The 20,557-nt window shown below is 73.0% G+C and carries 21 protein-coding genes and 1 pseudogene; 12 read left to right on the forward strand and 10 right to left on the reverse strand.

Features of this window, described 5'->3' with window-relative positions; all coding sequences use genetic code 11:
- Positions 1–42: 42 nt before the first annotated feature.
- Positions 43–1,974 carry a C1 family peptidase gene (locus tag ACFY61_RS29150; RefSeq protein WP_389476817.1) on the forward strand — a complete coding sequence of 644 codons (1,932 nt, stop codon included), beginning with the start codon at positions 43–45 and terminating at the stop codon, positions 1,972–1,974.
- Between the two features lie 2 nt (positions 1,975–1,976).
- On the opposite strand, the gene ACFY61_RS29155 is transcribed toward ACFY61_RS29150, so the two are convergent.
- Both ACFY61_RS29155 and ACFY61_RS29160 read right to left on the reverse strand, forming a co-directional pair.
- Positions 1,977–2,942 (reverse strand): D-alanyl-D-alanine carboxypeptidase family protein, encoded by a 966-nt coding sequence (locus ACFY61_RS29155; protein WP_389476819.1) that lies wholly within the window; start codon positions 2,940–2,942, stop codon positions 1,977–1,979.
- A gap of 88 nt (positions 2,943–3,030) precedes the next feature.
- Entirely contained in the window at positions 3,031–4,269 is a 1,239-nt protein-coding gene (locus ACFY61_RS29160) for a DUF418 domain-containing protein (RefSeq protein WP_389476821.1), read from the reverse strand.
- Between the two features lie 179 nt (positions 4,270–4,448).
- Here ACFY61_RS29160 and ACFY61_RS29165 point away from each other — a divergent pair, with 179 nt between their 5' ends.
- Together ACFY61_RS29165 and ACFY61_RS29170 are read left to right on the forward strand one after the other, a co-directional pair.
- Positions 4,449–5,141, forward strand: coding sequence for a GntR family transcriptional regulator (locus ACFY61_RS29165; protein WP_389476823.1), 693 nt, complete (start codon positions 4,449–4,451; stop codon positions 5,139–5,141).
- Entirely contained in the window at positions 5,138–6,577 is a 1,440-nt protein-coding gene (locus ACFY61_RS29170; protein ID WP_389476825.1) for a nitrate/nitrite transporter, read from the forward strand. Before ACFY61_RS29165 ends, ACFY61_RS29170 begins: the two co-directional genes overlap by 4 nt.
- Here the strand turns inward: ACFY61_RS29170 and ACFY61_RS29175 are convergent.
- On the reverse strand, positions 6,567–7,397 hold the full coding sequence (locus ACFY61_RS29175; RefSeq protein ID WP_389476827.1) for a maleylpyruvate isomerase family mycothiol-dependent enzyme: 831 nt from the start codon (positions 7,395–7,397) through the stop codon (positions 6,567–6,569). The two genes, ACFY61_RS29170 and ACFY61_RS29175, sit on opposite strands and share 11 nt — an antisense overlap.
- Before the next feature lie 157 nt (positions 7,398–7,554).
- Between ACFY61_RS29175 and ACFY61_RS29180 the strand changes: the two genes are divergently transcribed.
- Positions 7,555–8,346, forward strand: a complete 792-nt coding sequence (locus tag ACFY61_RS29180; RefSeq protein ID WP_389476829.1) for a carbon-nitrogen family hydrolase — start codon at positions 7,555–7,557, stop codon at positions 8,344–8,346.
- A gap of 5 nt (positions 8,347–8,351) precedes the next feature.
- Here the strand turns inward: ACFY61_RS29180 and ACFY61_RS29185 are convergent, their stop codons facing one another.
- Complete coding sequence (locus ACFY61_RS29185; RefSeq protein WP_389476831.1) at positions 8,352–8,846, reverse strand: LURP-one-related/scramblase family protein; 495 nt, start codon at positions 8,844–8,846, stop codon at positions 8,352–8,354.
- A 194-nt stretch (positions 8,847–9,040) separates the two neighbouring features.
- Here ACFY61_RS29185 and ACFY61_RS29190 point away from each other — a divergent pair.
- The 4 genes and pseudogenes from ACFY61_RS29190 to ACFY61_RS29205 form a co-directional block, all read left to right on the forward strand.
- Positions 9,041–9,406: pseudogene (locus tag ACFY61_RS29190) on the forward strand (Scr1 family TA system antitoxin-like transcriptional regulator); the annotation flags it as partial.
- 176 nt (positions 9,407–9,582) lie between these two features.
- On the forward strand, positions 9,583–9,807 hold the full coding sequence (locus ACFY61_RS29195; RefSeq protein WP_389476833.1) for a hypothetical protein: 225 nt from the start codon (positions 9,583–9,585) through the stop codon (positions 9,805–9,807).
- A gap of 57 nt (positions 9,808–9,864) precedes the next feature.
- Positions 9,865–11,697 (forward strand): NHL domain-containing thioredoxin family protein, encoded by a 1,833-nt coding sequence (locus tag ACFY61_RS29200; protein ID WP_389476835.1) that lies wholly within the window; start codon positions 9,865–9,867, stop codon positions 11,695–11,697.
- A gap of 45 nt (positions 11,698–11,742) precedes the next feature.
- Entirely contained in the window at positions 11,743–12,267 is a 525-nt protein-coding gene (locus ACFY61_RS29205) for a GNAT family N-acetyltransferase (RefSeq protein ID WP_389476837.1), read from the forward strand.
- On the opposite strand, the gene ACFY61_RS29210 is transcribed toward ACFY61_RS29205, so the two are convergent.
- The 5 genes from ACFY61_RS29210 to ACFY61_RS29230 form a co-directional block, all read right to left on the reverse strand.
- Positions 12,264–13,556, reverse strand: a complete 1,293-nt coding sequence (locus ACFY61_RS29210) for a M18 family aminopeptidase (RefSeq protein WP_389476839.1) — start codon at positions 13,554–13,556, stop codon at positions 12,264–12,266. The genes ACFY61_RS29205 and ACFY61_RS29210 overlap by 4 nt on opposite strands.
- 99 nt (positions 13,557–13,655) lie before the next feature.
- On the reverse strand, positions 13,656–14,405 hold the full coding sequence (locus tag ACFY61_RS29215) for a hypothetical protein (RefSeq protein ID WP_389476841.1): 750 nt from the start codon (positions 14,403–14,405) through the stop codon (positions 13,656–13,658).
- A 135-nt stretch (positions 14,406–14,540) separates the two neighbouring features.
- Positions 14,541–16,370, reverse strand: a complete 1,830-nt coding sequence (locus tag ACFY61_RS29220; protein WP_389476843.1) for an acyl-CoA dehydrogenase — start codon at positions 16,368–16,370, stop codon at positions 14,541–14,543.
- Between the two features lie 13 nt (positions 16,371–16,383).
- A complete protein-coding gene (locus ACFY61_RS29225; protein WP_389476845.1) occupies positions 16,384–16,857 on the reverse strand; it encodes an ATP-binding protein in 474 nt (157 codons plus the stop codon).
- Entirely contained in the window at positions 16,854–17,066 is a 213-nt protein-coding gene (locus ACFY61_RS29230; protein ID WP_389476847.1) for a hypothetical protein, read from the reverse strand. The genes ACFY61_RS29225 and ACFY61_RS29230 overlap by 4 nt, the downstream gene beginning before the upstream one ends.
- Positions 17,067–17,182: 116 nt before the next feature.
- Here ACFY61_RS29230 and ACFY61_RS29235 point away from each other — a divergent pair, with 116 nt between their 5' ends.
- The 4 genes from ACFY61_RS29235 to ACFY61_RS29250 all read left to right on the forward strand — a co-directional run bounded on the left by ACFY61_RS29235 (position 17,183) and on the right by ACFY61_RS29250 (position 19,776).
- Entirely contained in the window at positions 17,183–18,037 is an 855-nt protein-coding gene (locus ACFY61_RS29235; protein WP_389476849.1) for a helix-turn-helix domain-containing protein, read from the forward strand.
- Positions 18,015–18,233 carry a DUF397 domain-containing protein gene (locus tag ACFY61_RS29240; RefSeq protein WP_389476851.1) on the forward strand — a complete coding sequence of 73 codons (219 nt, stop codon included), beginning with the start codon at positions 18,015–18,017 and terminating at the stop codon, positions 18,231–18,233. The genes ACFY61_RS29235 and ACFY61_RS29240 overlap by 23 nt, the downstream gene beginning before the upstream one ends.
- A 78-nt stretch (positions 18,234–18,311) precedes the next feature.
- Positions 18,312–18,770, forward strand: a complete 459-nt coding sequence (locus ACFY61_RS29245; RefSeq protein ID WP_389476853.1) for an SseB family protein — start codon at positions 18,312–18,314, stop codon at positions 18,768–18,770.
- Between the two features lie 31 nt (positions 18,771–18,801).
- On the forward strand, positions 18,802–19,776 hold the full coding sequence (locus ACFY61_RS29250) for an ArsR/SmtB family transcription factor (protein WP_389477031.1): 975 nt from the start codon (positions 18,802–18,804) through the stop codon (positions 19,774–19,776).
- Between the two features lie 158 nt (positions 19,777–19,934).
- On the opposite strand, the gene ACFY61_RS29255 is transcribed toward ACFY61_RS29250, so the two are convergent.
- Positions 19,935–20,390 carry a hypothetical protein gene (locus ACFY61_RS29255; RefSeq protein ID WP_389477033.1) on the reverse strand — a complete coding sequence of 152 codons (456 nt, stop codon included), beginning with the start codon at positions 20,388–20,390 and terminating at the stop codon, positions 19,935–19,937.
- Positions 20,391–20,557: the final 167 nt, after the last annotated feature.

Here is a 20,557-nt window from a genome sequence, read left to right on the forward strand (position 1 = left end):
GCTCACGGCTTGGCATCGGTCTGGTTCAAGGGGGGAGCCGGTATGCCTGAGGAGTACGACCTGCCCGCGCGCGGGCGGTCCGCGGGGGAGCTCCGTGCGCGGCTGGCCGCGCTGGGCGCCCGCTGGTCGGTACGCGAGGACCTGGCGGACGACGACCCGCTGCCCCGGGCCGCGCTGGGGGTGGATCCCGCGGCCGGCCTGACGACCGCCGCCGAGGCCGGCCGGGTCGACCTGCGCGCGCTGGCCGGCCGGCCGAGCGGCAACCCGCACCTCACCCGGCGGCGGGCCGCACGCGGGCTGCTGCCGGGGATGCCCGGGATGCCCGGGCCGGCCGGCGGGGTGGCCCGGCCGGACGCCGTCGACTGGCGCCACCGCTGGGGGTGGCCCTGGATCACCAAGGTGCGGGACCAGAACCCGTGCGGTGCCTCCTGGGCCTTCGGCGCGGCCGGGCTGGTGGAGTCGATGGCCCGGATCGAGCACCACGTGTGGGCGGCGCGTTCCCCGGGCGACGTCCGCGACGGCATGCGGGCCGCCTGCGGGCAGCCCGGCAGTCCGGAGGCCGCCCTGGACTGGATCGCGGCCAACGGCGGCATCGCCGACCCGGACTGCCACCCGTACGCGGTGCCGCCGGAGGGCCTGCCCGCCGCCCGGCGGGAGGCCTGGCGGACCGGGGCCGGCCCGTGCTGGGACCGGTCGGGGCGGACGGTGCGGATCGGCGGTCACGTCCGGCTCGGCGACGTGGAGCAGCAGAAGACCTGGCTGGACACGGTGGGCCCGCTGACGGCCTGCTTCGAGGTGTACGAGGACTTCTTCGGACTCGGCGCCGGGGTGTACCACCCGACGACCCGCCGTTCCGCGGGTCTGCACTGCGTGCTGGTCACCGGCTACGACGACACCGAGGGCTGCTGGCTGTTCAAGAACTCCTGGGGCGCCGCCCACCACGTCGGCGGCTTCGGCCGGATCGGCTACGGCGAGGCCGGCGTCGACCACTGGGCCAAGTGCGGCCTGACCGGCACCGACGTCGACCCGTGGAGCAAGCGGCGGCAGCACGCCGGGAACGTCTTCGAGAGCGGGAACGGCCCCGAGCACCGCAACTTCGAGCTGCTCGCGAGGAACGGCGGAGGCCGGCTCCAACACTGGTGGAGGGGCGGCGAGGAGCCCTTCGCATGGGCCCGGGGCGCGTCCTTCGGCGGCGACGCCACGGGGCAGCCGGCCTTCACCGGCACCACCTACAACCGGAACATGGAGTCCCTGCACGTCACGCGGCGGGGCCGGATCCGCCACTGGTACTACGAGCAGTCCGCGGAGACCTGGCGGGACGGGGGGCTGTTCGGGCGGGGCGACGCGGCGGTCGGCTCGACACCGGCCTTCGTGCAGAGCGACTACGGCCGCCCCGGCAACTTCGAGGCGGTGGTGCGCACGGCGGACGGCCGGCTGAACCACTGGTGGCGCATCAACGGTTCGCCGTGGACCTGGCACGACGGCGGCCGGTTCGCCCACGGCATCGCCCACTTCGGGCCGGCGCTGGTGCAGACCCGGGACCGCCGGCTGGAGTTGGTGGCCGCGCGCACGGACGGCCGGATGCAGCTGTGGCGGCGCGAGGACGCGGACGGGTTCGCCTGGCGTCCCGGAGAGGTGTTCGGCGGCCGGATCACCTCCGCGCCCTGCCTGATCGAGTCGCAGTACGGCGCATTGGACGAGGACACGGCGGGCCACTACGAGTTGTGCGTGGTCGGCGCCGGCGGGCGGGTGGAGCACTGGTGGCGGGGGAACAGGGACGGTTCGCCGTGGCGGCGGAGCGCGGTGTTCGGGCGGGACGCGGTCGCGGTGACCGGGATGCTCCAGGGCAGCTTCGGCTTCCACCTCGAGGTGGTGGTGGAGCGGGCCGACGGGCGGCTCCAGCACTGGTGGCGGGACGGCGGCCAGGAGTGGCGTGAGGGGGCCGTGATCGGTCCCCCGCACGCCACCCGCTGACGTCAGTCGCGGTTGGCGCCCGGAGGCAGCTCGCGCAGCTCGGGTCCGCCGCGCAGGGACTGCGGGACCGGGCCGAGGCTGTAGTCCATGATCTTCTTGGCGTCGTCGTACCGGGTGGTGATCGTCGACGAGCCGAGCACCGTGCCGATCACGGTCTTGCCGTTGCGGGTCGCCGCGAAGACCAGGCAGGGGCCGGCGGGGGTGTTGGTGCCGGTCTTGATGCCGATCGCGCCCGGGTAGGCGCCCAGCAGCTGGTTGCTGTTGGGCCAGGTGTAGTAGCGGAGGCGGCCGTTGGCGGCGGTGGCCGTGGTCTTCTGCTCGGGCGCCGCCACCAGCGAGCGGAAGAACCCGTTCCGCATGGCCGCGCGGGCCAGCCGGGACAGGTCGCGCGGGGTGGTGTAGTTGTTCGCGCTGAAGTTCGGCGAGTTGCCGTCGAAGGAGTCGAACTTCGTGTTCGTCAGACCCAGCGCCTGCGCCTTGGCGTTCATCTGGGCGATGAAGTCCGCGACACGGGCCGCCCGGGTGGTGCCCTTGCCGAACGTGTCGGCCAGCGCGTACGCGGCGTCGCAGCCGGAGGGCGCCATCATGGCCCGCAGCATGCCGCCGACGGTCAGCTGGTCGCCGACGAACAGGTAGGCGCTGCTGGCCCCGACCTGGGCGACGTAGTCGGGGTAGGCCTGCTGGACGGTGATCTTGCGGTAGTAGTCCAGGCCCGCGGTGGTCATGACGGTGTACGCCGTCATGATCTTGGTGGTGCTGGCCATCGGGCGGCGGGTGTCCGCCGCCTTGGCGAACTGTCCGACACCGGTCGCGTTGTCGAGCAGGAACGCGCCCTTGGCGGTCACCGACGGCCAGCCGGGCGGCAGGGCCGCCGAGGCCGTCGAGGAGAACGGGGAGGCGGCCATCAGACCGCCGGTGGCGCCCGCGACGAGCAGGGCGCGGCGGGAGGGCGAGAAGCCAGAAGTCAAAGGGAGTCCCTCGTGTACATGCCGATACTTATCCGAACAGGAGACACGCCCCGGACCCGTACGGATGTGCCCATCCCGCCGATCGTTGCTATTCCGCAACCCGCGCCGGGGCCTGGCCGGCGGCGGCCGGCTCCCCCCGCCCGCCGCCGGCCGGGGCGAGGGCCGTCAGCACCGCGTGCTGTACGGACTCCAGCGGGCCCTTCGGGAACCGGCGCAGCCACAGCCAGGACCCGGCCGCCAGCACCGCGCACACGGCCGCCCACAGCCCCATCACCCACCAGGGGCGGTCCGGGGAGTCGGCGAACCGGGCCGCCAGACCCAGCCCCAGCCCGTAACAGGCCAGCACGCACAGCAGGTTCTGCAGCACGTAGCAGGACAGCGCGGTACGGCCGACCGAGGACAGCGCGGTGGTGACCACCCCCGGCACCGGCAGCCGGTCCAGCGCCCACCCGATCAGGCCGAGGTAGCCCAGGGCGACCAGCGGCGCGGCGACGTAGCGCCCCAGCAGGAACCAGTCGGGCCCGGCCAGGGCGACGGCCAGGTTCAGCGGCAGGCCCAGCCCCAGCCCCCACACCGCCAGCCGGGCGCGGATCCGGCGGCCGCCGGCGTCGGGGGCGAAGGCCCCGGCCCGGTACAGCCGTACGCCCAGCAGGAAGAGGAAGAGCAGCAGCCCGAAGGAGAACACCGGCTCCACGCGCAGGGCGATCGCGTTCTCGAAGCGGAACGCGATCTGCGCCCCCCATCCGCCCTCGGCGTACAGCCGCACGGCGCGCTCCGAGACGCCGGGGGCGGCGCCCGCCGAGGTGACCGCGGCCAGCGTGGCCAGCGACATCAGGGCCAGGTGCAGACCGCCCGCGGTCCACAGGGCGATCCGGCGGGCCCGCTCGGTCCGGGCCAGCAGCCGGGCCACGACCAGGGCGGTGACCGCGTACCCCATCAGCACGTCCCAGGCGAAGACCAGCAGGAAGTGGACGGTGCCCTCCAGGAACAGGAAGGCGGCGCGCCGCCAGTAGCCGCCGGGCCAGGGGCGGCCGCGGCGGGCGGCCGACTCGTACTGGATGGCCAGCCCCACTCCGAAGAGGAGGGTGAGCAGGGCCAGGAACTTGCCGTCGGCGAGGAAACGGAACACGAACTCCGCGTTGATCCGGTCCGGCGTGTCCAGGCCGCCCGCGAGCACGCCCCACTCGGAGCCGGGTGCGGCGAAGATCCACACGTTGGTCATCAGGGTGCCGAGGATGGCGGCCCCGCGCAGGACGTCGAGGAGCGGGATGCGGCCGGGGCCGGGGCCGGGGCCGGGGCCGGGGGCGGGGGCGGTGGTGTCAGCCATGCCTCCAGCGTCCCGGCGGCCCGGCCACGCCACGTCCTGCGGCCGGAGGAAACCCCGCTACATCCTTCGATGCAGCGCCCGGCGCCGGACTCCGCCCGGCTCCGCCCGGGTCCGCCCGCCTCCGTCCGGATCCTGGACGTGCTTCCGCCTCGCACCCGCGTTGTATCTATGCTGCGTCCATGCCGCCGCCCTCGTCCTCGTCCTCGCCCTCGTCCTCGTCCTCCGGAACGGCCCTGAAGCCGCCCCCCGCAGCCGAACGCGTCTACCGGCACGTCAAGCAGGGGGTACTGGACCGGCGCTACGAGGGCGGCACCCTCCTCACGGAAGGCGAGCTCGCCGGGGCCGTCGGGGTCTCCCGCACCCCGGTGCGGGAGGCGCTGCTGCGGCTGGAGACCGAGGGGCTGCTGAAGCTCTACCCGAAGAAGGGTGCCCTGGTCCTCGCCGTCTCCGCCCAGGAGATCGCCGACGTGGTCGAAACCAGGCTGCTGGTCGAGGAGTTCACCGTACGGCGGGCCGTGCCGGCGCCGCCCGCGCTGCTGGCCCGGCTGGCGGAGCTGCTGGAGGAGCAGCGCCGGCACGCGGAGGACGGCGACCTGCCCGCCGTGATGGCCGCGGACCGCTGCTTCCACGCCGAGATCGTCCGCCACGCCGGCAACCAGATCCTGTCCCGCCTCTACGACCAGCTGCGCGACCGCCAGCTGCGGATGGGCGTGGCCCTGCTGCACGACCACCCGGACCGGGTCGCGACGTCCCTGGCCGAGCACGCCGAGATCCTGGCCGCGCTGCGGGCCGGCGACGCCGACGCGGCGGCCGCCGCGGCCCGCGGCCACATCGGCCGGGTCGCGGCGCTGGTCCGCGGGACGGACCGATGACCGCGCCGGAACGCGGGCCGCTGGAGCGCGGGCCGCTGGAGCACGGGCCGTTGGAGCACGGGCCGCTGGAGCACGGGCCGCTGGAGCGCGGATCGGTGGAGCCGCCCGGTGGCCGCCGGGCCGTGTTCGTCTGGTCCATCGGCGTCGCCGTCTACTTCGTCGCCGTCATCTTCCGCACCAGCCTCGGCGTGGCCGGCCTGGACGCCGCCGACCGCTTCCACGTCAACGCCTCCGCCCTGGCCGCCTTCTCCCTGCTCCAGTTGCTCGTCTACGCCGGCATGCAGGTCCCGGTCGGCCTGATGGTGGACCGGCTCGGTACCAAGCGGGTGCTCACGCTGGGGGCCGTCCTGTTCACCGCCGGACAGCTCGGCTTCGCGCTGTCCCCCTCGTACGGCATGGCCCTGGCCGCCCGCGCCCTGCTCGGCTGCGGCGACGCCATGACGTTCATATCCGTCCTCCGCCTCGGCACCCGCTGGTTCCCGGCCCGTCGCGGGCCGCTGATGGCCCAGCTGGCCGGCCTGGTCGGCATGGCCGGCAACCTGGTCTCCACGCTGGTCCTCGCCCCCGTCCTGCACGGCGCCGGCTGGGTCGCCGCCTTCGCCGGCAGCGCCGCCTGCGGGCTGGTCGTCCTGGTGCCGGTGGTGCTGTTCCTGCGTGACAACCCCGAGGGCCACGCCACCGAACCGCCCGCGCGCGGCGGCCTCGGCTTCGTCCGGGCCCAGCTCGCCGAGTCGTGGCGGGAGCCCGGCACCCGCCTGGGCCTGTGGGTGCACTTCACCACCCAGTTCCCGGCGATGGTCTTCCTGCTGCTGTGGGGCATGCCGTTCCTGGTCGAGGCCCAGGGGCTGTCCCGGGACGCCGCCGGCGGCCTGCTCACCCTGATCGTCGCCTCGAACATGGTCCTCGGCCTCGTCTACGGCCAGGTCATCGGCCGCCGCCAGTCCTCCCGGATCCCGCTCGCCCTGGGCACCGTCGCCACCACCGCCCTGCTCTGGGGCGCGGTGCTGGCCTGGCCGGGCGACCGGGCGCCCATGTGGCTGCTGATCGCCCTGTGCACGGTCCTGGGCACCTGCGGCCCGGCCTCGATGATCGGCTTCGACTTCGCCCGGCCCGCCAACCCGCCGGCCCGGCAGGGCACCGCGTCCGGGATCACCAACATGGGCGGCTTCCTCGCCTCCATGACCACCCTGCTGACCGTCGGCGTCCTGCTGGACGCCACCGGCGACGACTACCGGATCGCGTTCTCCACCGTGTTCGTCCTCCAGGCCCTGGGCGTGGCCCGCATCCTGCGCCTGCGCCCGCACGCCCTGCGCCGCGAACGCGACCGCGAGCGCGACCACGAACGCGAACGCCAACGTGACCGGATCGGCCGCCTCCGGGAACCGGTCAGCCCCACCGCCGGGGACTCGCCGGCCCCGGCGCCGCCTACGGCGTGACCGCGAAGTTCGCCAGGATCGCGTCCGCCAGCTCCCGGTCGCCCTCGACCTTGAGCCGGTCGGCCACCGCCGCCGGCCGCACTCGGCCCGCGGCGAGCCGTACGTACGTCTCCCAGTCGGTCGCCAGGGTCACCGCGGGACCCAGCGACGGCGAGCCGTCCACCGACCCGCGGCCCTCCGCGTCCACCCGCACCGTGCGCAGGAACTCCACCGGCCCGTGCACGTCCACGACCACCGCCGTCCCCGCGGGCGCCCCCGCCTGCTTCGCCACCACCTTCGGCAGCCCCGCCAGCAGCAGGTCCCGGGCCACGAACGCACCCGGCGAGTCCAGGTTCCCCGGCGCCCCGAGGGCCGTGCGCAGGTCCTGCTCGTGGATCCACACGTCGAAGGCGCGCAGTCGCAGCGCCAGCTCCAGCGTCACCTGGTCGCCCAGCGGGCCGCGGACCATCGTGTCCGGATCCCGCTTCTCGTTGCGCAGCTGCCGCGACCGCCGGATGATCGTGTACTCCAGCTCCGAGGTCATCTCCGGCGCGGTGTGGTGGCGCCGTACGTCGACCTGGACCTCCATGTAGCGGCTGAACTCGTCCACCACGTGCCGCAGGTCCCGCGGCAGCGAGTGGATCGGCCGCGGATCGCCCAGCATCTCGCACTCGATGCCGATGACGTGCGACACCACGTCCCGCACCGACCAGCCCGGGCAGGGCGTCGCCCGGTTCCACTCACCCTCCGTCAACGGCTGGACCAGCTCGGATATTGCCTCGATGGAGTGAGTCCACGCGTCGGCATAGGGCTGGAGACTGGGATGCGGATGGACGGTCAACGGGACCCCTCGCGGCTGTTCAGTGGCGCAGTGGCGCGTTGTGGACGGCATGTGGACTTGTTTTCCAAAGCTACGCTGCCCAGGAGCACCCCGGCAGTGCTTTCGTGTGACGATCGTAGGCCCGAGTTGACGCCTTGAACGCCAGGACGGTGGTACCGTGCGCGCCTCCCTCATCCAAATCTCCGTGGACGACGCCGAGTCGGTGGTTTCCCGCCGCTCCCGGGTCGCCGGCCTGGTCCGCGAACAGCGCGGCTCCGACCTGGTCGTGCTGCCCGAGCTGTGGCCCGTAGGGGCCTTCGCCTACGAGCAGTTCGAGACCGAGGCGGAGCCACTGGACGGCCCCACCTTCGCCGAACTCTCCGGGGCGGCCCGCGACGCCGGGGTCTGGCTGCACGGCGGCTCCATCGTGGAGCGGGCGGGCGACGGCCGGCTCTACAACACCGCGATGGTGATCTCCCCGGCCGGAGAACTGGCCGCCACCTACCGGAAGATCCACCGCTTCGGCTTCGACGAGGGCGAGGCCGTCCTGATGTCCGCGGGCGACTCCCTCACCACGGTCGAGCTGCCCGAGCAGACCCTGGGCCTGGCCACCTGCTACGACCTCCGCTTCCCCGAGCTGTTCCGCGGCCTGGTCGACTCCGGCGCCACCACCCTGGTCGTCTCGGCGGGCTGGCCGGAGCGCCGCCGCGCCCACTGGACCCTGCTCAGCCGGGCCCGGGCGGTCGAGGAGCAGTCGTACGTCCTGGCCTGCGGCACCGCCGGCACCCACGCGGGCGTCCGGCAGGCCGGGCACAGCCTGGTCGTCGACCCGTGGGGCGAGGTCGTGGCCGAGGCGGGCCCGGGCGAGGAGGTCCTCGTCGCCGACCTGGACCCGGCGAAGGTCCCCGACACCCGCGAACAGTTCCCCGCCCTCAAGGACCGCGTCCTCGGCATCCGCCCGTCGCACTAGCGGGACTACGCCCCCTCGCGCTCCTTCTCGGCCATCCGGACGACGCACACCGCGACGGCGACGAGGAGTGCGGGGTCGGCGTCCTCCCGCACCACGTCCACCGCGTACGTCTCCCGCACCCGGAACCACTGCCGCGACACCAGCGCCAGCAGCTCCCCCTCGTACTCGACCTTGAACTCGCGGTCGAGGATCCGCCCGCTGACGTCGACGTCGGTCCCGTCGGCCATCCGCACCTGGAAGTGGTTGCGCAGCAGCGACATCCGCTTCCGCCGCACCAGTGCCAGCCGCCGCCCGTCCCGCTCCAGCTCCATGGCGTCCCGCAGGCTGAACACCTTCTCCCGCAGCGTGATCAGCACCCGCCCCTCGGGATCCCTGAGCTCCAGGGTGTCCCGCAGCCGCAGGGCCTTCCCGTCGACGAGGAACGCGTGCCGCCCGTCCTCGTCCTCGACCCAGTAGTCGTCCCCGACGGCGAACGCCTTCTCCCGGACGAGGTACTTCACTTCAGCCCGCCGGTGGCCGGCTCGATACCGAACGGCTCCGGCAGCGGACCCACACCCTCGGTGTGGTCGCCCGGCTCGGCGGCGGTGTCCATCAGGCAGCTCCTTCCGTCCCGGCCCCACGCTCCCACGGTGCCCGCACCGGCGTCCCCCTCCGACGGCGCCCGTCACCCGTCCGGGTGGGGACGGGTGCGCGGATGGCAAGCTCAGGTGCAGCCCTCACAGCGGCCCCGGCCTCAGCTCGGACAGCACACCTGGGTGTGGAGCGTCAGCGCGTCCTCTACGAAGGCCACCGGCGGTTCGCGTTCCTGGTTGAGGAATCGGTCTTGCGGAACGGTCTCGGAGGGGCGGACGTCCAGGAGGAGCAGCTTCACCACCTGCTCACGGTCGGCTCACTGGCCAGCGTCGGCCTCGGCGTGATCCCCACCGCGACCGAGCGCTCCCGGATGCCGGTGGAAGGGTTCTGGATCTTCGACACCGGACAAGTCAATGTCGAGCTGGTCTCCGGCTACCTCACGCTGACCCAGCCGAGCGAGGTTGCCGCGTACGTGGACACGTTCGCGCGACCCCCGGTAGAGCTGCCGTTGCGAACGGATCCGGAGCCCGTACCGGTGGCCGGCTGCGGAGTCTGCGCCGCGCTGGCCGTGCAGCGCCGGGAGGCCCGTCTCGCAGGCGACGGCTCCACGGTCAGCGACTGCAACGGGGAGCTCCGGAACCACCCGCACCCCAGGAGGTCGGCGTGAGAGCGGTGCTCCGTTACGTCAGCTACGTCATGCGCCGTCACCCGTCCGCGGAGACGACGGCGACCGCACGCTGTCTGGACCTGGACTGCCAGTGGACATCCGAGCCCACCGGTAACGCGGACCTGTGCACCGACATGTGCATCCGTCACACCGGCCGGACCGGACACATGACGTACCTCCGGGAGTTTTCGGAAGTCGCAGTGGTGGAGCCCATGCCCTGAGCGAGCGGTTGGCACCGGCGTGATCCTGCGTTCACAAGCGGATGGCAAGCTTGAAGGATGAACGATGCTGCCTCGGCGCCCACCCCTGCGCCCGCGCCCCGCCGACGTGCCCGTGTCCGTGCCCCCGAGCTGATTGGCAAGGGCGGATGGATCAACACCGGCGGAAAGGATCTGAAGCTCGCCGACTTCCGAGGTCGCACATTGATCCTCGATTTTTGGACGTTCTGCTGCATCAACTGCCTCCACGTCCTCGACGAGCTGCGGGAGCTGGAGGAGAGGCACCGGGACACCGTCGTGGTCGTCGGGGTGCATTCGCCGAAGTTCGTGCACGAGGCGGACCACCGGGCCGTGGTCGACGCCGTCGAGCGGTACGAGGTGCACCACCCCGTGCTGGACGACCCCGAGCTCGCGACCTGGAAGCAGTACGCCGTGCGGGCCTGGCCCACGCTGGTCGTGATCGACCCCGAGGGGTACGTGGTCGCGCAGCACGCCGGGGAGGGGCACGCGCACGCCATCGAGCGGCTGGTCGAGGAGCTGGAGGCGGAGCACGGGGCGAAGGGGACGCTGCGGCGCGGGGACGGGCCGTACGTGGCGCCCGAGCCGGTGTCGACGCACCTGCGGTTCCCCGGCAAGGTGCTGCGGCTGGCGAACGGGAACCTTCTGGTCAGCGATTCCACCCGGCACCAGCTGGTGGAGCTGGAGGCCGACGGGGAGACCGTCGTGCGGCGGATCGGCAGCGGTGAGCGGGGGTTCGGCCCGGGGGAGTTCAGCGAGCCGCAGGGGCTGGCGCTGCTGCCCGACGGGCGGGTGGTGGTGGCGGACACCGTGAACCACGCGCTGCGGGTCCTCGACCCGGAGACCGGCGCGGTGGAGACCGTGGCCGGGACCGGCCGTCAGTGGTGGCAGGGCTCGCCGACGGCCGGGCCCGCCCTGGAGGTGGACCTGTCCTCGCCGTGGGACGTGGCCTGGTGGCAGGGCCGGGTGTGGATCGCCATGGCGGGCGTGCACCAGCTGTGGACCTGGGACCCGGAGGCGGGGACCGTGCAGGTGGCCGCGGGGACGACCAATGAGGGGCTGGTCGACGGGCCGGCGGCCGAGGCCTGGTTCGCGCAGCCGTCGGGGCTGGCGGCGGCCGGGGACCGGCTGTGGATCGCCGATTCCGAGACCTCGGCACTGCGCTGGATCGACACCGCGGGCGTCGTGCACACGGCCGTCGGGACGGGCCTGTTCGACTTCGGGCACCGGGACGGGGACGCCGGGCAGGCGCTGCTCCAGCATCCGCTGGGGGTGACCGCGCTGCCGGACGGGTCGGTGGCGGTCTGCGACACGTACAACCACGCGCTGCGCCGGTACGACCCGGAGTCCGGTGAGGTCAGCACCCTGGCGACGGACCTGCGGGAGCCGAGTGCAGCGGTGCTGCTGGACGGGGACATCGTCGTGGTGGAGTCGGCGCGGCACCGGCTGACCCGGCTGCGGCTGCCCGAGGAGGCGGTGCGGGTGGACGCGGTCGCGCACCGGACCCAGCGGGCGGCGACCGAAGTGGCTCCCGGCAAGCTGCGGTTGGACGTGGTGTTCCAGGCGCCGGCCGGCCAGAAGCTGGACGAGCGCTACGGGCCGTCCACCCGGTTGCTGGTGTCCTCGACCCCGCCGGAGCTGCTTGCTTCCGGTGAGGGGGCCGGTACCGACCTGTTCCGTGACCTGGAGCTGGCGGACGGGGTCGGGTCCGGCGTGCTGCACGTGTCGGCGATGGCGGCGTCCTGCGACGACGACCCGGCGAACGAGTACCCGGCCTGCCATGTGCACCAGCAGGACTGGGGAGTTCCGGTCACCGTCGCCCCCGGCGGCACGGCCCGCCTGGCCCTCGTTCTCGCCGGCCTGGACGAGGGCTAGGCGGGCCTTCGGCCGCCGGCACCGCGAGTAGGGAGGCGAGGGCGCGTGACACCGACACTGAGGACCGGGCGGCTGCGGCTGGAGGCGTACCGGCCGGAGGACGAGGACGAGTTCGTCGCCCTCTTCCTGGACCCGATGGTCTCCCGGTGGATGGGCGAGGGGACGCAGTCCGAGGAGGAGGAACGGGCCCTGTTCGGGCGGATCTTCAGCAAGGTGTACGCGCAGCGGCTGTTCGACGTGTGGGCGGTACGCCGCGCCGAGGGCGGGCCGCTGATCGGGCACGCGGAGATCAAGCGGACCGATCAGGTCGACGGACACGAGCTGGTGTACGCGCTGGCGCCCGGGGCGTGGGGGAAGGGCCTCGGCACCGAGCTGGCGCGGGCGGTCCTCGGCCACGGCTTCGGGGCGCTGGGGCTGGCGGAGGTGTACGCCACCGTGGCCGAGCCGAACGGCGGCTCGCTGGCGTTGCTGGAACGGCTGGGGTTCCGTTACGAGCCGGACATCGAGGAGGACGACGGCAGCACCACCAAGGTGCTGGTGCTGCCCCGCTCCGCGTCCGGCTGGGCCTAGCCTTCCAGGAAGGCGACCAGGGCGTTGGCGAGGAGGTAGGGGTCGTCGGCGCCGCAGAGTTCGCGGGCGCTGTGCATCGAGAGGATCGCCACGCCGATGTCGATGGTCTGGATGCCGTGGCGGGCCGCGGTGATCGGGCCGATGGTGGTGCCGCACGGCATGGAGTTGTTGGAGACGAAGGTCTGCCAGGGCACTCCGGCCCGCTCGCAGGCGGCGGCGAAGACGGCGCGGCCGGTGCCGTCGGTGGCGTAGCGCTGGTTGACGTTGACCTTGAGGACCGGGCCGCCGTTGGCGCGGGGGTGGTGGGTCGGGTCGTGGCGTTCGCCGTAGTTGGGGTGGACGGCGTGCCCCGTGTCGGAGGAGAGGCAGATGGTGCCGGCGAAGGCGCGGGCGCGGTCCTCGTAGCTGCCGCCGCGGGCGAAGACGGATCGTTCCAGCACGTTGCCGAGGAGCGGGCCGTCGGCGCCGGTGTCGGACTGGGAGCCGTTCTCCTCGTGGTCGAAGGCGGCCAGGACGGGGATGTAGGGCAGCTTGTCGGCGGTGGAGACGGCGGCGAGTGCGGCCGTTCCGGCGTGCACCGACAGCAGGTTGTCCATGCGGGGACCGGCGAGGAGCTCGCGGTGGCGGCCGAGGTAGGCGGGCGGTTCGATGGAGTGGACCATCAGGTCCCAGCCGGCCACCGAGCCGGCGGGCAGGCCCTCTTCCTCCTCCAGGAAGGAGATGAGGTCGCCCTCCTGGACCTCGCCGAGGCCCCATACGGGCTGCATGTGGCGCTGCTTGTCCAGCTTCAGGCCGTCGCTGTTGACCTGCCGGTCGAGGTGGACGGCGAGTTGCGGGACCCGCATCAGCGCGCGGTCGACGTTGACGAGGCGTTCGGTGCCGTCCCGCAGGGTGAGCCGGCCGGCGAGGCCGAGGTCGCGGTCGAGCCAGGTGTTGAGCAGGGTGCCGCCGTAGATCTCGACCGCGATCTGCCGCCAGCCCTGGGAGCCGGTGTCGGGGAGCGGCTTGACCCGCAGGTTGGGCGAGTCGGTGTGGGCGCCGATGATGCGGAACGGGGTGTGCGCGGCCGCGCCTTCGGGGACGTACCAGGCGACGACGGCACCGCCGCGGAGCACGAACTTGCCGCCCGCCGAGGAGTCCCAGGCGTCCGTCTCCGACAGCTGCCTGAAACCGGCCTTCTCCAGCCGCTCGGCCGCGTTGGCGACGGCGTGGTAGGGCGAGGGGCTCGCCGCCAGGAAGGTCATCAGATCGTCGGTGTGGCCGCGGTCGAAGCGGGCGGGAGAGCTCATGTGGTTCACCTTAACGACGGTCGTGTTCGTCATGGCCGGGCTGCGGCGGATGGCCGAGGAGCGGGGGTGCGTGCGCTGGTGAACACGTCCCGGTTCGGGTCAGCCCGGAGGGCGCTCGAATCGGCGGCGCAGCTGCCGTCGCTCTCCCCGGCGGATGCGGGGGAGCATCTCGGGGACCTGCGGAGGGCGCTGGGCGCGTCTTCTGCGTCCGGCGCAGAAGATACAGGCTTCGCCCGGCGGGGCATCGGGGTCGATCGGCGCGCCGGGGTGTTCGGCGCAGCCGGAGGTGTTGCGCGGGCGGGACAGTTCGCGGGCCACGATGAACGCCCGGTGCAGGTCGTCGGCGATGCGCACGAAGGCCTGGTCGGGGGAGCCGAGGCCGAGTTCGAGGCGCTGTTCGTTGATGCCCTGGAGGTGGTCGCGCAGCGTCTGGAGGGTGTAGGGGCCGGGGGGTACGGGGTAGCCGCCGCGGCGCTGCTCCTGCGGCGGGCCGGCTGCGGGGGCGGCGGCCCGGCCGCCCTGCATGCGCCGGGCCAGTCGGCGGCGGTCGTTGCAGATCAGGCAGCGTCCCCAGCCTTCGGGGGCTTCGGGGTCGAGGGCGCCGTTGGGGTGTTCGGGGCAGCCGGTGTAGCTCTTGGCGGGGGCGAGGCCGGCCGCGGTCTGGAAGGCCACGTAGAGGGCGTCGGCCACCGCGTCGTACTCGGTGGGGTGGGCGCCGTCGTACAGGTCCTTGACCTGGTCGCCGAGGGCGCCGAGGTTGGCCTGCAGTTCCTTGAGGGCGTACGGCCTCCCGGCCGGGACGGAGTATCCCCGGCCGCCGTGCTGCTGCTCCTGTGGACTCGGACTCATACCTACGAGCGTCCCATGGATGACCGACATCCGGTGGTGGCTGTGGACGGCGCGGTACGACGGCGGCCGGGTCCTCCCGGTGGGGGAGGGACCCGGCCGCCGCGCGTACACCGCGTACGTGTGGGGGTGTCCGCCTTAGAAGGCGGCCTCGTCGAGCTCCATCAGGGAGTTGTCGACGGTCTCGGCGAGCGCGCGGGCGGCCGAGACGCCCGGCAGGACCTGGGAGGCGAAGAACTTCGCCGCGGCGATCTTGCCGGTGTAGAAGGGCACGTCCTTGGGGGACGGGGAGGCGGCGAGCTTCTCGGCGGCCACGGCGGCGCCCTTGAGCAGCAGGTAGCCGACCACGACGTCGCCGGAGGCCATCAGCAGGCGGGTGGTGTTCTGGCCGACCTTGTAGATGTTCTTGACGTCCTCGCCGGTGGCGGTGAGGTCGACGATCATCTGGCCGACGATGCCCTCCAGGTCCACGGCGGCCTTGGCCAGCGCGTCGCGGGCGCCGGCCAGCTCCTCGCCGCCCTCGGCGGTGGCGAGGAACTTCTTGATCTCCTCGGAGAGGAGGTTCAGGGAGGCGCCCTGGTCGCGGACGATCTTCCGGAAGAAGAAGTCCTGGCCCTGGATGGCGGTGGTGCCCTCGTACAGGGTGTCGATCTTGGCGTCGCGGATGTACTGCTCGACCGGGTACTCCTGCAGGTAGCCGGAGCCGCCGAAGATCTGCAGGGACTCGGAGAGCAGCGCGTAGGAGCGCTCCGAGCCGTAGCCCTTCACGATCGGCAGGAGCAGGTCGTTGAGGCCGATGGCGGCGGAGGCGTCCTCGCCGTTGGCCTCCTTGAGGGCGATCTCGTCCTGGACGGCCGCGGTGTAGAGCACCAGGGCGCGCATGCCCTCGGCGTACGCCTTCTGCGTCATCAGCGAGCGGCGGACGTCGGGGTGGTGCGTGATGGTGACCTTGGGCGCGGTCTTGTCCATGAAGTTCGCCAGGTCGGGGCCCTGCACGCGCTCCTTGGCGTACTCCAGCGCGTTCAGGTAGCCGGTGGAGAGCGTGGCGATGGCCTTCGTGCCGACCATCATGCGCGCGAACTCGATGATCATGAACATCTGGCGGATGCCGTCGTGCTTGTCGCCGATCAGCCAGCCCTTGGCGGGGTGCTTGTCGCCGAAGGTCATCTCGCACGTGTTGGAGGCCTTGAGGCCCATCTTGTGCTCGACGTTGGTGGCGTAGACGCCGTTGCGCTCGCCCAGCTCGCCGGTCTCCCAGTCGAAGTGGAACTTCGGGACGAGGAAGAGGGACAGGCCCTTGGTGCCCGGGCCGTGGCCCTCGGGGCGGGCGAGGACGTAGTGGAGGATGTTCTCCTCCATGTCGTGCTCACCGGAGGTGATGAAGCGCTTCACGCCCTCGATGTGCCAGGAGCCGTCCTCCTGCTGGATCGCCTTGGTGCGGCCGGCGCCGACGTCCGAGCCGGCGTCCGGCTCGGTGAGGACCATGGTGGAGCCCCAGCGCTTCTCGACGGCGATCTGGGCGACGCGCTTCTGCGCCTCGTTGCCCTCGGCGTGCAGGATGCCGGCGAACGCCGGGCCGGAGGAGTACATCCACACGGCCGGGTTCGAGCCGAGCAGCAGCTCCGCGTAGGCCCAGATCAGGGAGCGGGGCGAGGTGGTGCCGCCGATCTCCTCCGGCAGGCCCAGGCGCCAGTACTCCGAGTCCATGAAGGCCTCGTAGGACTTCTTGAAGGAGGCCGGGACGGGGGCGGTGTTGGTCTCCGGGTCGAAGACCGGCGGGTTGCGGTCGGCGTCCGCGAAGGACTCGGCCAGCTCGTTCTCGGCGAGCCGGGCGATCTCCGCGAGGATGCTCTTCGCGGTCTCGGTGTCCATCTCCTCGAACGGGCCGGTGCCGTACAGCTTGTCGCGGCCGAGCACCTCGAAGAGGTTGAACTCGATGTCGCGGAGATTCGACTTGTAGTGCCCCATGGCGACGGCTCCGTTAAGCGCTCGGGAGACAGGTTCCTCGTACGTACCAATCGGTAACGTTCATGATGCTACCCGTCGGTAATAAGGGCAAGCCTTTCCCGGCGACTGTGACCAGGGTCAAAACTCGCACCACACGGTCTTGGTGCCCAGCCCGGGCGTGCCCCCCCCACCGCACGGCCAGTGCGTCGAGCAGGGCCAGCCCCCGCCCCGACTCGTCGGTCCCGCCCGCCGTGCGCGGTGCGACGGGGCGGTGCGGGGCGGGATCGGTGAGCTCGACCCGCGTACGGGCTGCCCTTCCGGTCCCGGTGACGCGCAGGGTCACGGGTGTGCCGGGGCCCAGGTGTGCGATCACGTTGGTGAGCAGCTCGGTCACGCAGAGCTCGGCGTCGGGGTGCCCGTCCGGCCCGAGGTGCTCGCGCACGGCCTGCCGCAGCAGCGGGGCCGCGTGGGGAGCGGCGCGCAGCCGGATGGTGAGCTCGCCGCTCACCGCTCCCCCAGCGCGTCGGCGAGCCGGTGGGCGGTGGCCGGGTTGCAGTTGCCGAGGGCGATGAGGGGCGGGGTGCGGTACGTGCCGGCGTAGGAGGGGAGGTGCAGGTCGAGGGAGGGGAGGGTGATGCCGTGCCCGGCGAGGGCCGCGCGAAGGCGGTCCAGGGCCTCGATGGCGGTGCGGTCGCGGTCGTGGGCGTGGTCGCTCATGGCGGACCTCTTTCGTGGCGGACTGTGACTGACCCCTCACAGGCTGGGGCCTCGCCGCGTACCGTGGGAAGGGTTTCCGGTTGCGCAGGGCAAGTGGCAAATGACGGTGGTGGATTGTGCCTTCTCGTAAGGATCCGGACGCGTCGGCGAATGTCCCTTCCTTCTACGGGGCCGAGCTCCGCTACAAGCGGGAAGCGGCGGGGCTCACGCTGGAGCAGCTGGCGGAGGGGAGCTTCCGGGGCGTCCCGTTCCTGAGCCAGATCGAGCGCGGTGAGCGGCGGATGCCGCTGGATCTGGCCCGGCACGTGGACGCGAAGCTGGGGACGGACGGCTTTTTCGAGCGCCGCTGTGAAGATGCGCGCAAGGCGAAGCAGTCCGGGCACGCCGAGTACTTCGCGGACGTCGCGGAGATGGAGACGTACGCCGAGACCATCGAGGAATGGGCGCCCATGTTGGTCCCTGGGCTGTTGCAGACATCGGCGTACGCCTTGAAGGTCATCCGTACCGGAATGCCCTGGCTGCCGCCGGAAATCGTGGAGGCCCAGGTCGTTGCCCGCATGCAGCGGGCCACGATGTGGGGGAAGGACGATCGGCCTGCCTTCTGGGCGATCGTGCACGAATCGCTGATCCGCAGGCCGCTGCTGCCGGCGGGGGCGATGGCGGACCAGCTGGAGCACATCGTGGGCGTGATCCGGGCATCCCAGAGCGTTTTGCAGGTCGTGCCGGAAACGGCTGCCGCCCACCCACTCATGATGGGCATGATCAAGCTGATGGTCTTCCGGGACGCGCCGCCACTCGTGTACACCGAGGGGCTGCACAGCGGTCAACTCATCGACTATCCGGCGCTCGTGAAGGACTACCGCAGGTCGTACGATCTGCTGAGGGCCGCCGCACTACCACCTGAGGCGTCCCTCGCCATGGTCGAGTCAGCGGCAGAGGATTACCGGAATGCAGCGCAGCAACGTCTTTGACCTCGGTGCCGCGCACTGGCGCAAGAGCAGCTACAGCAACGCCTCCGGTGGTGACTGCGTCGAGGTGGCCGACGGCCTTGCCGGGCTCGTCCCCGTCCGGGACTCCAAGCGGCCCGACGGAGACGTGGTCGTCCTGTCGGCGGCGGCCTGGGTCCCGTTCGTACGGGCCCTGCGGTCCGGGGACCTGAAGCGCTGAGCGGGGGCGGCCCCGATCCGGGGCCGGGAACACCCCGCACCCGCCCCACCGGGCCGCAGGCTCGATAGGCTTCGGTCCATGTACGGCTACGACCAGAACCCGGGTGCCCAGCAGCAGTACGCGCAGCAGCCCCCGCCGGGCTACGCGCAGCAGCAGCCGCCGCTGTATCCGGAGCCGTCTCCGCCGTCCCTCGCGGACGCGGTCCGGGCCTTCACGACCGGGTCGCTGTCCGCCGAGGACTTCCAGCAGATCTTCGCCTCCTCCCGGGTCTACTGCCCGCGCGGCGACACCCCCGGCTTCCTGGCGCTCCACAACACCCAGCACCCGGTGATCCCCATGTTCACCACGCTGAAGGAGCTGCGCCGGTACGCCGGCAAGGAGTCCAAGTACTTCGTCATCACGGGCGCCGAGGTCATCGACCTGCTGCCCACCGGCTACGGGTTCGTCCTCGACATGGAGGGCGACCACCGGATGGTCTTCGACGCGAAGGCGGTCGAGCAGATGGTCGACTTCGCCATGCGCCGCATGTACGGCTGAGGCCGGCCGAACGGGGGGCGCGTTGCTCAGGGTGCACTTCAGCGCGGAGGACCTGCTCGACACCGCCTTCGCCGCCGAACCGCTGCCCCTGGTCGAGCTCTGCCTGGCACTGGCCGCCGCCCAGCGCACCGACGGGCCCGCCGGCTTCGGCCGCTGGCGCCGCGAACTGGCCCGCGGACTGCCGCCCGGCGCCCGGCCGCTGCTGGAGCTCGTCCGCCCGGACGGCGACAACCCCGCCTTCCTCGAACCGCCGGAACGCGACCTCGCGGCCGCCCTCCACGCCGTACGCGAGGCCGGGCGCGCCCTGCCGCACGCCGACCTCGCCCGCGCGGTGGCCCGCACCCGCGGCGGCGACCCCGGCGGATGGCTGCGCGGCCTGTGGGGCGGGGACCGCGCGGCCTGGGAGGTGCTCGACGCGGCGCTGCGGTCGGCCCACGCCTCGGTGATCGCCCCGCACTGGGACGCCATCCGGCGGTCCTTCCGGGCGGACGTCGCCTGGCGCGGCCGGCTGCTGGCCGCGCACGGCATCAGGGCCACCCTGGCCGGGCTGCACCCGGGCGCCCGCTGGTCGGGCGCCACCTTCGAGGTGCCCGGGCCGCCCGACTTCGAGGCCCGCCTGGGGGGCCGCGGGCTGACCCTGATGCCCTCGCCGTTCTGGACCGGCCGACCGCTGCTGGCCGGCCTCCCGGACGGCTCGCACCTGCTGATCTACCCCGCGCTGACCCCGCTGCCGCCGGCCGCCGCGGACGGCGACGGCACGGCGGACGCGGCGGACGGTTCCCTCGACGCCCTGCTGGGCCGCACCCGGGCCGCGGTCCTGCAGTGCCTGCTGGACCAGCGCACCACCACCGACCTGGCCCGCCGGCTGGGCATCTCCCTGCCCTCCGCCTCCGAGCACACCCGGACGCTGCGCGCGGCCGGCCTGGTCACCACCCGGCGCGACGGCCGCGCGGTCCTGCACACGGTGACCGGCCTCGGCGTGGAACTCCTGCGCGGCGGGGTCTGAGCGGTACCCCGCCCGGGACGGTTCGGCGAGGACCGAAAGCATCGCGCCCCGCGGGCCGCCCACCGCAGCATGGGAGCGGCGGCCGCCGCGCCCGGTACGGGGGTACGGGCGCGGGCCGTCCCCAGGCCACGCCCGGGCCGCGCCCCGGCCGCACACCCCTAGGCGGACGTGGCGTCGCGGCGGTGCGTCACCACGCCGAACGCGCACCAGGCGGCGGCCGCCGCGACGACGGCGGCCGCGCCCGCGGCCAGGAGGGCCGGCTCCGGCCGGAAGCCCAGTGCCAGCCGGGTGGCGGCGAACACCAGGGCCCCGCAGACCCGGGTCGGGGCGTAGAGGGGAATCCGGGCCGCCGTGCCGCGCAGCAGTGCGGCGGCGGTGAGGCCGGCGGCGGCGCAGACGGCGAGCAGGGCCCAGGGAGAGCCCTCGGCCGCGCTGGGGATGCCGTACTCGTCCGGCCCCAGGCGGTACAGCGCGGCCAGCCAGCCCAGGCCCATGCCGGCGGCGGTCACGGCGACCGCCCACAGGGCGTGCCGCCAGAGCGGGCCGGACCGGAGCTCGGGCTCGGCGGTCTGGTCGGGTCCGGACACGGGGTCGGCGGGGTCGAAGATCTCCATCACGACGGCTAGGACGCGCGGGACCGGGCCGTGGTTGGCAGGCGGGAGCGGCGAATCGGGCGGGAGGAGGGTGGATCTCGGGCGGTCGTCCGCGGCCGGGAATGGCCGGGAGACCTCCGCTGTTCCGTGGGTGTGGCAGAAAGTTCGAGTTTCAACTAAACTCGACG

It is taken from the genome of Streptomyces sp. NPDC012888 (assembly GCF_042900645.1).
GTDB lineage: Bacteria > Actinomycetota > Actinomycetes > Streptomycetales > Streptomycetaceae > Streptomyces.

Bases quoted from the DNA above. Each gene is read 5' to 3' on its own strand.
- ACFY61_RS29240 (WP_389476851.1), top strand. From the start codon at position 18,015: ATGCAGCGCAGCAACGTCTTTGACCTCGGTGCCGCGCACTGGCGCAAG.
- ACFY61_RS29245 (WP_389476853.1), top strand. From the start codon at position 18,312: ATGTACGGCTACGACCAGAACCCGGGTGCCCAGCAGCAGTACGCGCAG.
- ACFY61_RS29165 (WP_389476823.1), top strand. From the start codon at position 4,449: ATGCCGCCGCCCTCGTCCTCGTCCTCGCCCTCGTCCTCGTCCTCCGGA.
- ACFY61_RS29215 (WP_389476841.1), bottom strand. From the start codon at position 14,405: ATGAGTCCGAGTCCACAGGAGCAGCAGCACGGCGGCCGGGGATACTCC.
- ACFY61_RS29170 (WP_389476825.1), top strand. From the start codon at position 5,138: ATGACCGCGCCGGAACGCGGGCCGCTGGAGCGCGGGCCGCTGGAGCAC.
- ACFY61_RS29200 (WP_389476835.1), top strand. From the start codon at position 9,865: ATGAACGATGCTGCCTCGGCGCCCACCCCTGCGCCCGCGCCCCGCCGA.
- ACFY61_RS29230 (WP_389476847.1), bottom strand. From the start codon at position 17,066: ATGAGCGACCACGCCCACGACCGCGACCGCACCGCCATCGAGGCCCTG.
- ACFY61_RS29150 (WP_389476817.1), top strand. From the start codon at position 43: ATGCCTGAGGAGTACGACCTGCCCGCGCGCGGGCGGTCCGCGGGGGAG.
- ACFY61_RS29220 (WP_389476843.1), bottom strand. From the start codon at position 16,370: ATGGGGCACTACAAGTCGAATCTCCGCGACATCGAGTTCAACCTCTTC.
- ACFY61_RS29160 (WP_389476821.1), bottom strand. From the start codon at position 4,269: ATGGCTGACACCACCGCCCCCGCCCCCGGCCCCGGCCCCGGCCCCGGC.
- ACFY61_RS29210 (WP_389476839.1), bottom strand. From the start codon at position 13,556: ATGAGCTCTCCCGCCCGCTTCGACCGCGGCCACACCGACGATCTGATG.
- ACFY61_RS29255 (WP_389477033.1), bottom strand. From the start codon at position 20,390: ATGGAGATCTTCGACCCCGCCGACCCCGTGTCCGGACCCGACCAGACC.